16 protein-coding genes and 2 pseudogenes are annotated in these 14,463 nt (G+C 68.1%); 6 read left to right on the forward strand and 12 right to left on the reverse strand.

Annotation, left to right across the window (positions count from 1 at the left end; translation table 11 throughout):
- Positions 1-1,212 precede the first annotated feature (1,212 nt).
- The 3 genes from AKI01S_RS27605 to AKI01S_RS27615 are packed head-to-tail and all read right to left on the reverse strand — an operon-like array spanning position 1,213 to position 2,388.
- Entirely contained in the window at positions 1,213-1,473 is a 261-nt protein-coding gene (locus AKI01S_RS27605; RefSeq protein ID WP_067824343.1) for a hypothetical protein, read from the reverse strand.
- A gap of 10 nt (positions 1,474-1,483) precedes the next feature.
- Complete coding sequence (locus tag AKI01S_RS27610) at positions 1,484-1,696, reverse strand: hypothetical protein (protein ID WP_067824345.1); 213 nt, start codon at positions 1,694-1,696, stop codon at positions 1,484-1,486.
- A 2-nt stretch (positions 1,697-1,698) separates the two neighbouring features.
- Entirely contained in the window at positions 1,699-2,388 is a 690-nt protein-coding gene (locus AKI01S_RS27615; protein WP_157420186.1) for a hypothetical protein, read from the reverse strand.
- Between the two features lie 228 nt (positions 2,389-2,616).
- Between AKI01S_RS27615 and AKI01S_RS54365 the strand changes: the two genes are divergently transcribed.
- Positions 2,617-2,751, forward strand: a complete 135-nt coding sequence (locus AKI01S_RS54365; RefSeq protein WP_281186150.1) for a hypothetical protein — start codon at positions 2,617-2,619, stop codon at positions 2,749-2,751.
- A gap of 453 nt (positions 2,752-3,204) precedes the next feature.
- Here AKI01S_RS54365 and AKI01S_RS27625 read toward each other — a convergent pair whose 3' ends face one another.
- The 3 genes from AKI01S_RS27625 to AKI01S_RS27635 all read right to left on the reverse strand — a co-directional run bounded on the left by AKI01S_RS27625 (position 3,205) and on the right by AKI01S_RS27635 (position 5,583).
- Complete coding sequence (locus AKI01S_RS27625) at positions 3,205-3,741, reverse strand: NUDIX hydrolase (RefSeq protein ID WP_067824352.1); 537 nt, start codon at positions 3,739-3,741, stop codon at positions 3,205-3,207.
- 267 nt (positions 3,742-4,008) lie between these two features.
- Positions 4,009-4,638: an HNH endonuclease family protein gene (locus AKI01S_RS27630; RefSeq protein ID WP_067824354.1), complete on the reverse strand. Its 630-nt coding sequence runs from the start codon at positions 4,636-4,638 to the stop codon at positions 4,009-4,011.
- A 360-nt stretch (positions 4,639-4,998) separates the two neighbouring features.
- A complete protein-coding gene (locus tag AKI01S_RS27635) occupies positions 4,999-5,583 on the reverse strand; it encodes a hypothetical protein (protein ID WP_067824356.1) in 585 nt (194 codons plus the stop codon).
- A gap of 113 nt (positions 5,584-5,696) precedes the next feature.
- Between AKI01S_RS27635 and AKI01S_RS27640 the strand changes: the two genes are divergently transcribed.
- The 3 genes from AKI01S_RS27640 (at position 5,697) to AKI01S_RS27650 (ending at position 7,620) form a co-directional block, all read left to right on the forward strand.
- A complete protein-coding gene (locus AKI01S_RS27640; protein WP_067824359.1) occupies positions 5,697-5,882 on the forward strand; it encodes a hypothetical protein in 186 nt (61 codons plus the stop codon).
- 301 nt (positions 5,883-6,183) lie between these two features.
- Entirely contained in the window at positions 6,184-6,831 is a 648-nt protein-coding gene (locus AKI01S_RS27645) for a hypothetical protein (protein ID WP_157420187.1), read from the forward strand.
- A 549-nt stretch (positions 6,832-7,380) separates the two neighbouring features.
- The gene (locus tag AKI01S_RS27650; protein WP_218009825.1) at positions 7,381-7,620 is read left to right on the forward strand and encodes a YflT domain-containing protein; all 240 of its coding nucleotides are present in this window, start codon (positions 7,381-7,383) and stop codon (positions 7,618-7,620) included.
- Positions 7,621-7,689: 69 nt separating this feature from the next.
- On the opposite strand, the gene AKI01S_RS27655 is transcribed toward AKI01S_RS27650, so the two are convergent.
- A complete protein-coding gene (locus AKI01S_RS27655; protein WP_084000311.1) occupies positions 7,690-7,941 on the reverse strand; it encodes a DUF397 domain-containing protein in 252 nt (83 codons plus the stop codon).
- 348 nt (positions 7,942-8,289) lie between these two features.
- Positions 8,290-8,481, reverse strand: coding sequence for a hypothetical protein (locus tag AKI01S_RS27660; protein WP_157420188.1), 192 nt, complete (start codon positions 8,479-8,481; stop codon positions 8,290-8,292).
- 509 nt (positions 8,482-8,990) lie between these two features.
- Here AKI01S_RS27660 and AKI01S_RS27665 point away from each other — a divergent pair.
- Positions 8,991-10,202 carry a DUF5753 domain-containing protein gene (locus tag AKI01S_RS27665; RefSeq protein WP_157420189.1) on the forward strand — a complete coding sequence of 404 codons (1,212 nt, stop codon included), beginning with the start codon at positions 8,991-8,993 and terminating at the stop codon, positions 10,200-10,202.
- Between the two features lie 206 nt (positions 10,203-10,408).
- Complete coding sequence (locus AKI01S_RS27670) at positions 10,409-11,290, forward strand: SAM-dependent methyltransferase (protein WP_084000312.1); 882 nt, start codon at positions 10,409-10,411, stop codon at positions 11,288-11,290.
- Between the two features lie 148 nt (positions 11,291-11,438).
- Here AKI01S_RS27670 and AKI01S_RS49490 read toward each other — a convergent pair.
- The 4 genes and pseudogenes from AKI01S_RS49490 to AKI01S_RS27685 all read right to left on the reverse strand — a co-directional run bounded on the left by AKI01S_RS49490 (position 11,439) and on the right by AKI01S_RS27685 (position 14,391).
- Positions 11,439-12,328 (reverse strand): annotated as a pseudogene (locus tag AKI01S_RS49490) (IS5 family transposase).
- A 120-nt stretch (positions 12,329-12,448) separates the two neighbouring features.
- Positions 12,449-12,616, reverse strand: a pseudogene (locus AKI01S_RS49495) (transposase); the annotation flags it as partial.
- A gap of 54 nt (positions 12,617-12,670) precedes the next feature.
- A complete protein-coding gene (locus AKI01S_RS27680; protein ID WP_067824366.1) occupies positions 12,671-13,828 on the reverse strand; it encodes a CU044_5270 family protein in 1,158 nt (385 codons plus the stop codon).
- Entirely contained in the window at positions 13,828-14,391 is a 564-nt protein-coding gene (locus AKI01S_RS27685; RefSeq protein WP_245681807.1) for an RNA polymerase sigma factor, read from the reverse strand. The genes AKI01S_RS27680 and AKI01S_RS27685 overlap by 1 nt, the downstream gene beginning before the upstream one ends.
- Between the last annotated feature and the right edge of the window lie 72 nt (positions 14,392-14,463).

Genomic DNA, 14,463 nt, shown 5'->3' on the forward strand with positions numbered 1-14,463 from the left:
GCAGCACACGCGGATCGGGCAAATCCTTGATCGTCACGCGGCGAGTATGCCGTCCGTCCCCAACAAGCAAGGCATGCACGGTTAGAAGGGGGTTCGGGCCCGCCAGTGAGGACGGCTTCGGACACTGACATGCGTGATCACGGACTGTTGTGGCGGCTCGCCGTAGCTATAAGAGTTCGGGGCCTTATCCCGCGCGTTCGAGCGGACGCCGACCACAACCGCTTGCCGCAGCACGCACCCGCGCCCGCACGCGTCGGATCGGCCAGCCGTGCAGCCGGAACCGCCTCTCACTCCCTCAAGATCGACTCGTTGCGGGTTTCTGGCGTATGTGGACTGGACCCCAGTAAGGTCCGTAAGTCGACTCACGGAAGGTGCGGGTGGGGGTGCGCACCTGCGTGGTCAGGGCTGAGGACCACCACCGGCCCAGAGTGCACCACTGCACACCGCGCTGCGCCACTCCACCGACCGTGTCGGCCGGACCCGCCGTCGGCCAGGCACCCTCACCGGACCTGAAGCACCTGACCGCGAACGCCCCTGTCGACAGCGATCAAAACGGAGGGGGTATGGAAGGAGCACTGCATGCCCGGCACCCACACGGTGTTCCCAAGCACGCCCCCTCCGGCTATCGCTTCCGCACTCCGCTGAACCAGCCACCAAGCGCACTAGGGCAGCGATCGGATATCTCCGGCAAAAATCAACCCCACCAAACGCCCGCTGACGGCCGAACAGTACCCCGTAAAGCCCGTCACACGCAGACGGCCCTCACCGCGCCAGCGGCGAGATGACAGCCGCCCAGCCACTTGCGCCTGATGATCTTGCCAAGGGGGCTTCGTTAGCGCGCTTGCGAAGCCCTGGCCACGCGCCGGCCCTGGCCCATGCGGCGCCCGGACCTCCGCAAGGCGCCTGGCGGACCTGCGGGCTCTGGATGGTCGGGCGTGCGATGAGGGTCACCCATCAGGCGTGCGAAGGGTGGTTGTCGGTCAAGGACGGACAAATATCGGTCGTGCCAGAGGCTCGACGGCCGCGTTCCTGAAGACACACCGATCGGTCGGCCCAGGCCGCGCATAACCGCAGCAGGTGCCCCAGTTGTCACCGGCTCCGGTGCTGGGGCGACTCCGGCGGCTGCGAACATCCACGCTGGCGGCCCCGCCGGTGAACAGGACAACGACGGCAGGCACCAGCGCGCCGCGATGGTCGACCGACCGCGGTGTTCTAGCGCCTCAGCTCATTCATGATCGCTTCCAGGCGGCGCTCCCGCCACCAGCCGGGCCCCTGGTCGAACACGGCCTTGGGGGTCCACTCGGTCTGGCACGGCACGCACTCCAGCACCGTGAACTCCACCGTGGTTCCCGCCCGGTCGGCGGTGATGGCGCGGCTGTCGATGGGGCGGTCGCAGTCGGGGCAAAAGCCCTCCGACAGCATCGCCTCGGCCCGCACCCAGTACCGGGGGTCGAACTGCTCCTGGAACACCATCGGCGGCGGGTCAAGCGGTGCGGCGGGTGTCGGTGACGCGCGCGCGTAGCCGCGCGGTCAGCGCCTCGTCGCCGGGGTGCGGGGCGGCCAGGGCGTCCAGGTCCAGGGCGGTGGCGCGCAGCCGCTCATAGTCGGGGTGGTCGGCGGGCACGGGGACGGCGGCGCCGCAGCCGGCGTCGGCCACCAGCAGCAACCGGCCCTCGCGGATCACCGTCTGGCTCATGGTCACACCTCCAGCCCGTAGTGCCTCACATAGTAACTGACCACCATCGCGGTGACCGGCTCGTGCTCGCTCAGGGTGCGGTGCAGCCAGCTCAGCTGGCGGGTGATGACCATGGCCCAGGCCTCGGCCCACCACTCGTGTGGATCCTGCCAGCGTTCCACGCGCAGCAGCGGCCGGCACCGGAACATGATCGTGTCCCACTCGGGGGACTGGGCCGCGCCGCGCAGCCGCTCCATCACGTGTCCGATCTCGTGGTCGACCAGCGAGGCGCTGACGTGCGCGCCGGTGCCGACCGCCACGGTGCGGCTCTGCCACACCGTCACCCCCGGGATCGCATCCCAGGTCGCCGTCGTGCCGGGACCGACCGGCTGCCCGGCCAGGTGCGCCAGGTGGTCTAGGCCCGGCACGCTGCCGTGGCCGACCCACAGCCCGCCGGTGAGCGCCTGGGTGATTTGGGTAGCGATCGGGCCGGGCAGCGCTGCCAGCCGGTCGATCGCCGCGATCACCTCCGGCGCGGGCCGCGTGGTGGCCGGGTCCCATTGGCGCCGCACCACCTGCTCCAGCACGCCCAGATGGCGGCGGCCGTCGCGGGGCAGCAGGTCGGTGTCGGCGGGGTGCGGGTCGCACCAGTACGGCACCCGCGGTCCAGAGCTGGGCTCGTGGTTGTGGGGGAGGTTAGGGGGAGTGGTCATGGCGATCTCCATGCTCCCAGACCCGGTGGGCTGCAGTGCGCGGAAACCACCGGCGCAGGCGGGAGCGGACTTGCCGCCCCTCTGTGCTGTCCCAGCGGGATCGGGTCGGCGGCGCTGTCACCTCCAACTCGGTGCCGTTGCGGCGGGTGGGCAACGACGAGGCCGAGTTGCTGGCTGTAGGGGATGAGCTCGTTTGGGCCATCGATGTCCCTGACTCGACCGCCGGGCTTGCTGATCGCGGTGTTGTTCAACCACGAGCGGCAGGTGGTCTACCTGCCGGGCAGTGCCGTCAACTGTGCTTTGGCCTGCTACTGGGGCAGGACAAGTGCGATGCGCGTGATGCTCGATGTGGATGACCCGTAGCTGGGAGCCGTCTTGGTTGCGTGCCTCTTGTGCATGCGCAAGGACCGCAGCGTGGCTTTTGTCGGCAACCTCATCAGGATTGATGTAGCTGTAGAGACCGGGGTAGAGCCCGGTGACCGTCCATCCCAAGCCGTGCTCAGGGGGAAGTTCGATGATCCCGAAAGCTCGTGCAGGCGTTCCGGCAGGGACCGGACCATACTCGCGGAGCACTTTGATCGCGTGAGCTTGCAGATCGCCTACTGGTTCCGGTACGAACAGGCAGGTCCCGTGGGCGAACAAGACCCACGGTTCAGACTTGATGATGACGATCTGCCGCCAGCGTTCGATCAGCTCCACAGGTGTCATGAGGGTGAGTCTTGCGGGGACTTGATCGGGTCGCTAATCGTTTAGTGCGCTTGACGCCTTAGCGTCATCGGAGGTCTTGGATGCGCCACGAGCCGCACCCAGGGGCGGTTACACCCACACGTAGTTGTCGTCAGTGACGGCGGGCAGGGAAGCGTCGGGCAACGCGGCGAACGGGCTGGGCAGGGCGGCCAGTGCCGGGCCGATCGGGGGGAAGATCGGCAGGTTGGCGGTGGTGCGGTGGTCGACCCACTGGATCAGGCCGATCTCGTGACCGCCGGGAACCTCGTCATACTCCTCGGTGGCCAGGGTGCCGCGGACCTCAGGGGCGATGTGGAGCCGGTAGATCAGGTGCAGTTTGCGCGGTGGTGGAGTGGTCCCGGGACGGGAGACCATCTGGTCGATCACCCACAGCAGTTCCGGTTCGCCGGCCTGGGATGGGGCCAGGCCGAGTTCCTCGGCCAGCTCACGCTGCAGCGCGGCAAGCAGGTCTTCGCCGGGTTCGACGTTGCCGCCAGGTGGGACGAAGTGGCTGGCTTCGGGGCGATCGCGGCGGATGAGCGCGACCTCGTTGCTGCAGAACACCAGCGCACCGACACGGATCTTGACGCGGGAGAACGGTGAAGCCGAGCCAGGGGAGGACGTCATGGCGGCCAGTATCCCGCCCGCGGCCGAGCACGCGACCAGGCTGACACCGTGACAGGGATTCACGGTGCTACAAGGGTGCGGGTGTGGAGCCCTACCGCGTTCTTGTGAGAAGTCGTCTCACTCTGCATGATCGGGCTCTGGGGCCGGGGCCCTGATAGGCAGCCCGGTAGCCGACGGAGAATCTGCCCGCCGTGCCCTACGAGCAAGGCAGGGACCATGATGTCCCGCCTTCGCACAGGCGGGACACCTGGTCTTTGCTCCTGCAGCTCAGCAGCCGCTGAGCACGCCAGCCAGCGCCGACTTCTCAGCCGAGTCGACCGTCAGGCCGTAGCGGTACTTCACATCCACCCAGGAGCGGGCGTACATGCACCGGAACGAGGTCAGCGGCGGCAGCCACTCGGCCGGGTCCTTGTCGCCCTTGGCCTGGTTGACGTCGTCGGTGACCGCCCACAGCTGGGAGCTGGTCAGGTCGTTGGCGAAGGTCTGTCGCCGTGAGGTGGTCCAGGAGCTGGCGCCCGACCGCCATGCCTCGGCGAGCGGCACCATGTGATCGATGTCGACGTCGGACGCCGCCGTCCAGGTGGCGCCGTCATACGGCGAGCGCCAGGTGCCCGAGACCGCTGCGCACGAGGAGTCGGTCACCACGCCGCTGCCGTCGCGTTGGAGGACGACTTCGCGGGTGTTGCATGTCCCGGACTGGGTGATCCAGTGCGGGAACTTGTCCCGGGAGTAGCCGGTCGACGGGCCCTCGGCGGCGACGGTCAGCGACGCCAGGTGGGAGCGGGCGGTCGCGGCGTCCGGCGGGGGAGGTGGTGCCGCAGCTGCGGTCGGTGCGGCACCGACCGCAGCCGAAGCGGCCAGGGCGGTGAACAGCAGGACAGCGGGGAGCCTGCGCATGCGCGATCCTCTCAAGCGGGGGGACCTTCGACAAGGATCGTGACGCCGCAAAGTCACCGCCAGGTGACTGCGGAGTGAAGACACACCGGCAACCTGGGCCCTCTTTGGCCTGCTTCCAAGGTTGGTCAGCAGTCCAGCACGGCTGTGGCTTGCGAGCGGCCAGCCGTGCGGGTCATGGTCGGCTCGTGCCGGCGCGGTGCCGTGCCAGCGTCCCGCTTGCTTTGCAAGCGCCTCATCCTCATCGCCCACTCTCGTCGCCCTCTGGGAGGTTGTGCTGACGATCTCCTCTGCACAGGCGCCACTACGACCTTGAACCGGCCACGAACCGCGCCCATGCGGCACGGAACCGGCCCGGCAGGGTCAGGAGAGGGGATGAGTACGGCACTCGATCGGCGCCTCCGGTGAGTCGGCGCTGAGATCAGGTAGTTCAAAGTCTGGAACGCCGGTCAGCCAGTTCACCAGGAACTCGGTCGCGGAGATCTCGGCGACCTCATCCAGCCATCGGTCACCGGACCTGGTCATGGCCACCGGCCACTCATCCGAAGGCCCCTGGGTGAGCCATCCGAGCCACTCACCGTTGGTAGTGGTGCCCCAACCGAGAAAGCCGCCTGGAGCCGGCCACAGGTTCGGCCCTCGGTCGAACGGGGGCAGGGCCTGGAAGCGTTCGGCGTGGTAGATCGCCGCCTGGGCCCAGCTCACCGATCGCTCCGCGCGCGGATCCCGCACGCTCAGATACTCGGTGGGGATGCGCCGGCCGTGGTCGTCTCGCGCTTGGACCACGATGTGGAAGTTTCCGTAGCGTTCGATCAGCGCGACGAAATCGGCGGGCAGCTCGGTTCCCAGTTCGGCGAACACCTCCTGCCAACTTCTGCTGCCCATGAACGGGGTGGTCGGCGGGGGCAGCAGCGCTGAAAGTTCATCCAACAGCGCCGATATCGCACTCACGCAATCTTGACTATCACAGACAGGCAAGACCAAACGCAGAAGACGAGCATGTCCTGCTCCGAGCGTCGAGCAGCTCTGGACCGAACGCTGAAGGGCTCTCCTTTGTCGCTTGGGTGAACCCCGCCACCGTCGCCACCGTCGAGCTGGTGCTACTCGCCCTGGCCTCCGAGCAGCGGGCGCTAGTGCCGGCGGTCCAGGACCGCGACCTGGCGGCGGTGCGCGCGCTGGCCACCGCGCATTCGCTCCCGCCCGCACGGTCGACGATGCTGGCGACTCTGGCGCTGGAAACGCCGCTTTGACGCGGGTACTGGAACGCCTGCCCGCCTACCACCAGCCGTCACTGGCCACCGCCTCGAGTCGAGGAACGGGAAGGTCCGTGCGGCGAGCACCCCCTGCGGATGGATCAGGATCCGCCGCGCGGACCGGGCGACGGGGTGTGAAGAAACCCGTCAAGACCCAGCGTCTTTCATGACGATCACGCTTCACCCGCCGACTTCAAATAGCCACAATCACCAGATCACCAACACAGATTCCACCCGGTGGTCATGATTACGGCATGACCAATGATGATCACTTCATCGCCCGGGAGGATGGATGAGGTTGACCACTCCGCCCAAGCCGGTCGACATCGCCGCGGTGTTTCCTGAGCTGGTCGCCTATGCGCGGACCACGGTGCGGTTGCATCCACGGCCCGGGGCGGTGGGCGTGCACGACAGTTCGGTGGGCGGCCCGCTGCTGTGGCCGGCCGATGAGCCCTGGCCGGTGTGCGAGGGCTTTCGCATGGATCCCGGCCACGAGGGCCAGCCCTGGCACCACGAGCCGGTCGCGCTGGTGGCCGCCGCACAGCTGTACCAACGCGACGTGCCCGAACTGTCCTTCTTGCCCGACGCCGATGTCTTCCAGCTGCTGTGGTGCCCGATACCGCACGCGACCTTCTACCCCGAGGCGAGCGTGCGGTGGCGGTTGGCCGACGATGTCGGCCAACCGCTCATCGACGTTGCGGGCCCATCGCCCGGTAGCCAGGAGGATTTCCTGCTGCGGGCGTGCACGGTCAGCCCCGAGCGGGTGGTGGAATACCCCCATCCCGAAGACCTGCCCGAACAGCTGCGCGAGCGCCTCTACGCCTGGGGCGAACCGGCCGGTGGAGTTACTTCTACCACCTGTCGGTGGCGCCGGGCACCAAGGTCGGCGGGTGGATCAGATTCGCCCAGGACCCGCTGTGGCCGCGCTGCCACCAGGGGCATCTGATGGACCACCTGCTCACCATCGCCACCTCGGAGTCTGAGGGCGGGTCGCACCAGACATGGGACCCGGTGCAAGAACCACAACGAAGGCCCGGGCGCATGACCGGACTTCGGGTGGGAGACGACGGAAGTCTGTTCGTGGCGATCTGCCATGAGTGCTGGGGCAGACCGGTCACCTCCTGGAGCGACGGATGACCGTTTGACCGCCAGGCAGGGCCACCATCTCACCGGTCGACCACGCCCACCGGCAGCCGCGGGAGCCCGTGGTGACCGGCGGTCCCTGACCACGCCAACAATGACCCACACAGCCCTGTGCAGATATCCCAACGTTGGGGATGGCCGTAGGGGTGAGCGGCGCGCACCCGGCTGCTGCTTCCGCTCTGGCAACGCTCGCGTAACCGGCACTGGAACGAACCCTGGAACCAGACCCCAGCCGCCGACCGCCCCACCGGCGACCGCGCCGACGCGCGTCACGGAACAGCCACTGCCGACAACACGATGACAGCGATCACTCAAGGACAGCGACCCTCAAGGGAGTGAGGAGGGACCCGCGATGCCCCCGGCCACCCTGAATACGCTCAAGCCGCCCACCGGCCTGCCTGCCCTCGGTCAGCGGGTGGTGGTCGGCTCCTACTCCACCTACGACCAGGCCCAGAGCGCCATGGACTTTTTGGCCGACCAGGACTTCCCCGTGGCCAGGACCGCCATCGTCGGTTCGGACCTGCGCATGGTGGAGACCATCCTGGGCAAGCTGACCTGGCCGCACGCCTGCGTGTTGACTTGGCGTCCGTAGCAGGCCACAGGGACGGGGAAGGGGTCTTGGCCGCAGCCACTGGTGGGCTGCGGCCAAGAACGTGGCGGGTCAGATGTCGGGGTGGCTGCTGATGGCGTGCAGCAGGTGCCGCCACTGGTCGGGCGCGACGACCAGTGCCGCGACGGCGGGGTTCTTGCTGTCGCGAACACCGATGGTGTGCGGGGCCAGGCTGGCGACCTCGACGCATTCGCCGGACTCGGCGGAGTGGCTGCTCTTGCGCCAGGCCACCGCCGCCTCTGTGGGCAGAGTAGCGGCGGTGTTGCGGCGGTGGTGGCGGTTGGGCTCTTCTAGGGTGTGCATGCGGACATGCCTGCCTTTCTGCGGTTGGGGATGGGGTGTTCGTGGGCAGGTGGGCGGTCCTGCCGCTAACAGGACGGCTCACCAGGTGGCCTGCTCGCAGTCCAGCGTGTAAGGGGCGCGGGCAGGCCGCCGCCGGGCCCGCCGCCGGTGACGGCGCCGGTGACGGCGCCGAACACGCAGGTCGAGCACACGGTGGCGTACGCGGGTTGCTGGATCGGCCACCTGTATCGGCTAGAGGTGGTGTTTTAGCGTCTGGTGGAGCGCGGGCCAGACGTCCGGTCCCTGTCTGCTGGCGCGACCGCCGGGGTAGGCGCTCAGCGGCGCACGCGGTGGTGGTCTGCCGTGACGTCACCGGTAACCCGGACCGGCACCGACCTCAGCATCAGGGTCGGCGCTGGGGTCGGCGCTGAGGTCGGGGTCAGGGTCGAGCATCTGGTCGTCGGCCCACAGGTCGATCAGCTCGTTCACGGTGAGCTGGTCGCCAGGGAGGCGTCGCGGGCCGGGAGGCAGGGGGCGGGAGCAGGCGGTCGTCTGCGGCACGGTCGGTCGTGTGTTCGGGTGGTGCAGCGGCGGCACAGGGGCGGGACAGTTGATCCCCAGCCGCAGCGCCAGGACCACGGACTGGGGCGGGGATGGGGGCGGGCAAGACGGCATCGTTGTACCTTCCGGCTCGGTGATGGGCGGCACCGGCGCTCGGACCGGTGTCGACCGTAGGAACAGGAACCACGTCGGCGTGATCGCCTGACAGCAGGCGGTAGCCGACGTGGTGCCATCACTGTGGGGTCACCGTTGTGGAGGCCGCAATGGGAAAGGTCGACTCCGGACGTCGGCGAGTGGTTCCCGGACCTACCGCCGGGTATCCGGATCTGCTATCCGGAATGACGCTCCTTCGAGCCCTTTACCGAATGTCCCCAAAGGAATTCCGGGCAGGACCCAAAACGGCGAGGGTGTTTTGTGTCGTCTGGCCTGACTTGACGTCGCCGTGGTGGGAGCATGTTCAATGCCTGCGGGGAGGCAAAGCCGTCACTTCGCATTGAACGGACACCGGAATGTCAGACGACGACCGCGGATCATCTATCGCTGCCGTCATTTCGCTTTTGTGTCGCAATCGCGACATTGCGGGCAGGCCGTCATTTGACGCCATCGAACGCATCTCAGGAGATCTTGCAGTTGGCAAGGTGCAGGTGGCTGGGGTCGCCGTCGAGCGGCTGGCCAAGTCCACTGTCTATGATCTGCTGACTCAGCCGCGGCGACGGATTCCGCGCTGGAGGCAGGTGGAGTCGCTGTGGGCGGTGCTGGTCCACATCGCCCAGACCACCGGACGTTCCACCACCGGCATGGCCCCCCTGTCAGAGATCCACGGCCGCTACCAGCAGTTGGTCCAGCGCCCGCCGATGACAGGTCGCCGCGCTGGCTCTCCTGCCACCCACCGGCTCGAGGTATCCGATCCACCCGCCAGCACCGCGACCGGCAGTGACCGGGCGGGCAGTGACCAGGTCACCGCCCAGTTGGCTCCCGGCGTTGCGGGCGACAGCAGTGGCCTGGAGGGGGCTGGTGCTTTGCTGGCGGGTTGGGATCCGGCCAGTCCGCACAGCCCCGTCTCCCGTGTACTGGCGGTCAAGCAGCGGCTCAAGGAGGCCGGGCAGCTTACTGAGACCACCTGGTGGAGCCAGTACGCCGATATCGTGCCCTGCTGGTTTCGGGCCTACCTGTCGGTGGAGCCTGAGCTGGCGGAGATCCGCACCTTCGCCCCCCACTACCTTCCCGGGCTGTTGCAGATCGACGACTACGCCCGCCACATCATCGCCACCGACCTGCCCGACATCGACGCTGGCGAGCGGGAGCGCCGCGTGCAGTTGCGGATGCATCGCCAGCACATCCTGCGGCGGCCCGACCGACCGACCTACTGGGTCGTCACCACCCAACGCGCGTTGTACCCGCCGCATCTGCCGCCTAGTGTGCGGCGCGCCCAGATCAAGCACCTGATCACCATGTCCATCCATCAGGACTTCACCTTGCAGCTCATCGACGCTCGGGTCGCCGAACGTATCCACTGCGGAGCGATGACGGTCATGCGGTTCGCCGAGCCCGGCTATGGAGATGCGGTCTATCTCGAGCAGCCCGGTCGCGGCTTCTACCAATGCGACGGTGAGGACGTGGCCTATCACAACGTTCAGTTCACCAGGCTGGCGAGCAAAGCGCGCCCGCGCGATGAAACCGTCGCGCTATTGCTGGATCTCTTTGGCCGACTCCAGCCATAGCGCCACCGCCTCCTGTGCGCGGAAACGTTTTGTGTTGGGATGGCAGAAAGGGTGAGATTCACGCGCGCCCACGCATGAGGTCCCCGCCCGTACACGCGCCGATCACTGACACCAGTAGGCATCCCCCGGCTCCATCCGCCGACTCCACCTGCAGGCGCACCGGGCACAAGCCATGGGTGCGGCGCCTGTGCGTACGGAGGCCAGCGATGACCGACGACCAGCAGCACTACCGCAAGGAGCCCCGCACCACCAGGGGGCGCGACGCCATAGACGATTTCCGGGAGGCGGAGTCGGGGTTTGACACCAGCGTTCCGCACTCGGCGCGGATCTGGAACTACTGGCTAGGCGGCAAGGACAATTTCCCCGTCGACCAGCAGGCCGGCGACGCCTACGCCCAGACCTTCCCCGGCATCCGCGACCTGGCCCGCGCCTCCCGCGCCTTCATCGGCCGGGCCGTCACCTACCTGGCCGCCGAACAAGGCGTCTGGCAGTTCCTGGACATCGGCACTGGCCTGCCCACCGAGGACAACACCCACCAGGTCGCCCAGCGCGTCAACCCCCACGCCCACATCGTGTACGTCGACAACGACCCACTGGTACTCACCCACGCCCGCGCACTGCTGACCACCAAAATCGAAGGCTCCACCCAGTACATCGACGCCGACCTGCACCACCCCGACGACATCCTGACCCAAGCCCGCGGACTGCTGGACTTCGACCAGCCGATCGCGCTGATGCTGATGGGCATCATGGGCCACATCGCCAGCTACGACCAGGCCCGCTCCATCACCCAACGCTTGCTGGATCCCCTGCCGGCCGGCAGCTTCCTGGCCCTGTACGACGGCACCGCCACCGACCCGGCGTTCCTCAAAGCCCAAGAAGGCTACGACGACACCGGCGCGGTCCCCTACAAACTCCGCACCCCCGCCGCCATCACCGCGTTCTTCGACGGCCTGGAGCTGATCGACCCCGGCATCGTGCCCATCCAGCAGTGGCACCCCGATCCCAGCCCGATCACCCCCGGCCACGTAGACGCCTACGGTGGCATCGGCCGCAAACCCCAAGCACCACCCCCCAGGGCCCGGTAACGGCCCGCCGATACCCGCAGCGGACGCGCTCGTCCACGGTCGTCCCGCGCCGTGGCACGGGACGACCGGACGCTACGCCGGGGCATGCACCGGAGCCTGTGCTGGGCCTGTGCCGTGCGTTTGTCACGCAAGGGGGCTAGGGCGTGTTTCAAAGGCAGGTCAGGAGCCAGTCGTTGATGCAGGCGATGTGGAGAACGGCCTGGTAGCGGACGGCGAGCTTGTCGTACCGGGTGGCCACGGCGCGGTGGCGTTTGAGGCGGTTGATGCCACACTCCACTGCGTGCCGGGCCCGGTAGTCGATCGTGCAGAACGCCGGTGGCCGCCCGCCGACGCTGCCGCGCCGCCTGCGGTGGCCGATCTGGTCGGCCGGTTGCGGGATGGTCGCACGGATGCCGCGACGGCGCAGGTAAGCGCGGTTGGCGGCCGAGGAGTATGCCTTGTCGGCCCGCACTCGCTCTGGCCGGGTGCGGGCACGCCCGGGTCCGATCCGCGGCACCGCGATCGCCTCCAGCACGGCCTGGAACTGGGGTGAATCACCGCGCTGTCCGGCCGTGACCAGCAGCGCCAGCACGCGTTGGCCCTGCTCGCAGGCCAGGTGGATCTTGGTGGTGAGCCGGCCGCGTGAGCGTCCCAGTCCGTGATCAGCGGGTTCGGGTGGACCGTCCCCGCCGGTGGCTCCTGCTGGGGGCCGGTGCGGGCACCGGCGGCGTGCTGGTGGGCACGGCAGATGGTGGAATCCACCCCGACCTGCCAGGTGATCAGCCCGGCCGCATCGGCGCGGGCCTGCAGGGCGGTGAGGATCTGGGCCCAGACCCCGGCCCGCTGCCAGCGACGAAACAACGAGTAGACCGCCTGCCAGGACCCGTAACAGGCCGGCACGTCCCGCCAGGGCGCGCCCACCCGCACCCGCCAGCGGATGCCATCGATGAGCTGGCGTTTGGTCCATCGCGACGGACGACCCGACCGATCGGGAACGGGCAGCAGCGGTTGCAGGAGTGCCCACTGCGCATCGGTCAGGTCGAACCGTCTCGTTGCCACTAGGCTGGCCACGAGGTCTCCGGTACTGCTGGTTCTGCTTGGTCGCTGAACTTGCTACCGGAGACCTCTTGCGTTCACGACCGAGACACACCGCCACACATCAGACTTCGAAACACGATCTAGCCGAGCGGCCATCGGCCGCATCGACTTGCGTTGCCCATCCAGCAGCAGCCCGCGCAGATACCGTCCACCCTTGGTACGCTGATCGACGCGCGCCAACGGCGCGAACACCTGCGCGGTGAACTCCTGCAACCGGGCCCGGCACCCGGCCAACTCCTCAGGCGTCATCCACCCAGCACAACACCGCATCACTCATCCGACCAGACACCTAACAAAGTCCTACTAGTCCCGGTGCAGGGTCGCGGCCTTGTCAGTGGCCTTCGGAGTTTCGTCGGTGTACCCGTAGTGGAGTATTAGGGAGTACTCCCCGGAATTACCGCCTTGATAGTCGGTTTCCAGCGGTGACCCGGTTCTCGGATCGATGATGAGCCTGTAGGTGCCCGAGCCGACGCCCTCGGTACCCGAGCCGGTCCGGGCCAGCGCCTGACCGTGGCGCCCCTTCTGGTCGGTGACCGAGCCCAGTGAGCGGACGTCCGGGAGATCCGCCAAAACTCGGTACGCGGCAGCGCGCACGTTCGGTCGCACGGGGCCGATGGGGGAGGCGATGAGGATTCCGGCGGCCGCCCACAGCTGAGCGGAGTCGCCCTCCACCGGACCGGCCAGGCCGCCTGAGCGAGTCCAGGCCAGGAGCTGCCGCCGCAGGGTGGCCGGGTCCTGGGACAGCTTGGCGATGTCCAGCCCGATGGGCGGCTGCCCCATCATGCCCGCACCGCCTGACATGCGTGTGGTCGTCTTGGGCCGGGGTCGGACGTCGAACCAGCGGCACCGTTGCCTGACCGGGACCTCTTCAAAGGTGCCGTCGGATCGCGGCTCGCCTGCCTTGTATCCGACGATCTCGTCCTCGTTGCAGCGTTCCTTAACCCGCTTGGGGCTTCCTGCGGCGCGCCATGCTGCGGCGTCCGCCGGGGACGCAGGTTGGACGCCCAATTCCTGGAAGGAGGTCCAGCCGGTGACGCCGGGCACCGTGGAATACCACAGCTCGTCGACCCTGCGGCTCAGCACCGTGTACGGATGTTCCTTCGAGCCGACGGTGTGCGCCTGCCCTTCCTCCTTGGCGAATCGGAAGTAGCGGCCGGTCGCAGGTGCTGCCGCAGACTTGGTGGCCGCGGCGAGGAGGATCCGGCGGGCTGAGGGGTCCGCCGGATGAGGAACCGAGGTCGAGGCGTCGCCGGTCACCACGATCGCCGCGGTGACCGCTGCTGCCGCGGGCAGCAGCCCCGCCCCGAGCAGCCAGCGGGTACGCGACCGTCCCGGCCGTCCGCCCGGGGCGGGTTCGGCATCCTTGGCCAGGAGCAGGAGCCGGGCCCGGCCTGCGGCGGCGACGCCTGGTTCGGCCTTCGGCTCGGTGAACAGGTGCTCGATCAGCTTCATCTCGTCCATCAGTCCTCCTCCGTCGGATCGATCTGGCCACCCAGAGCACGTCGAAGCCGCTTTCTGGCGCGGTTGAGACGGGAGCCCACTGTGCCGCTGGGGATGCCGAGGGCTTGAGTGATCTCGTCATAGCCGAGCCCGCCCAGGATCGAGAGGAACACCACGTCCCGGTCGCCGGGCGCAAGGTCCCGCATCGCCTGCACAAGATCCGGTCTGAGTGCCTCGGCCGTGATGCGTGAGGTGACCTGGTCCTCGTGGCCGTCCAAGGCGTACTCGACGCTGACCCTGCCAAGTGCCTTGAGCCGGCGCTGCTCGGTGCGCCGGTGCTGGGACACCAGATTGGTGGCGATCCCGTACAGCCAGGGACGGAAAGTGCCGCCACGCGAGGCGTCGAAGTCCGTTCTGCGGCGGAAGGCGATGAGGAACGTCTCGGCGGCGAGGTCGTCGGCGTTCTCACGGCCGAGGCGCGCGGCGAGGTAGTGGTAGATGTCATCGAAGTAGCGGTCGTACAGCAGAGCGAACCGTTCGGGCTCGTGCACCGACGATGCGACGAGTTCGGCGTCGTCCGTCACCCCGCCTGCCTCTGGGGGAGCTTTCATCGACTTCCTTTCGGGTCGCGGTCACCCTGTTGTTGGCCGCCGCCC

This window comes from Actinomadura kijaniata NBRC 14229, assembly GCF_001552175.1.
Taxonomy (GTDB): domain Bacteria; phylum Actinomycetota; class Actinomycetes; order Streptosporangiales; family Streptosporangiaceae; genus Spirillospora; species Spirillospora kijaniata.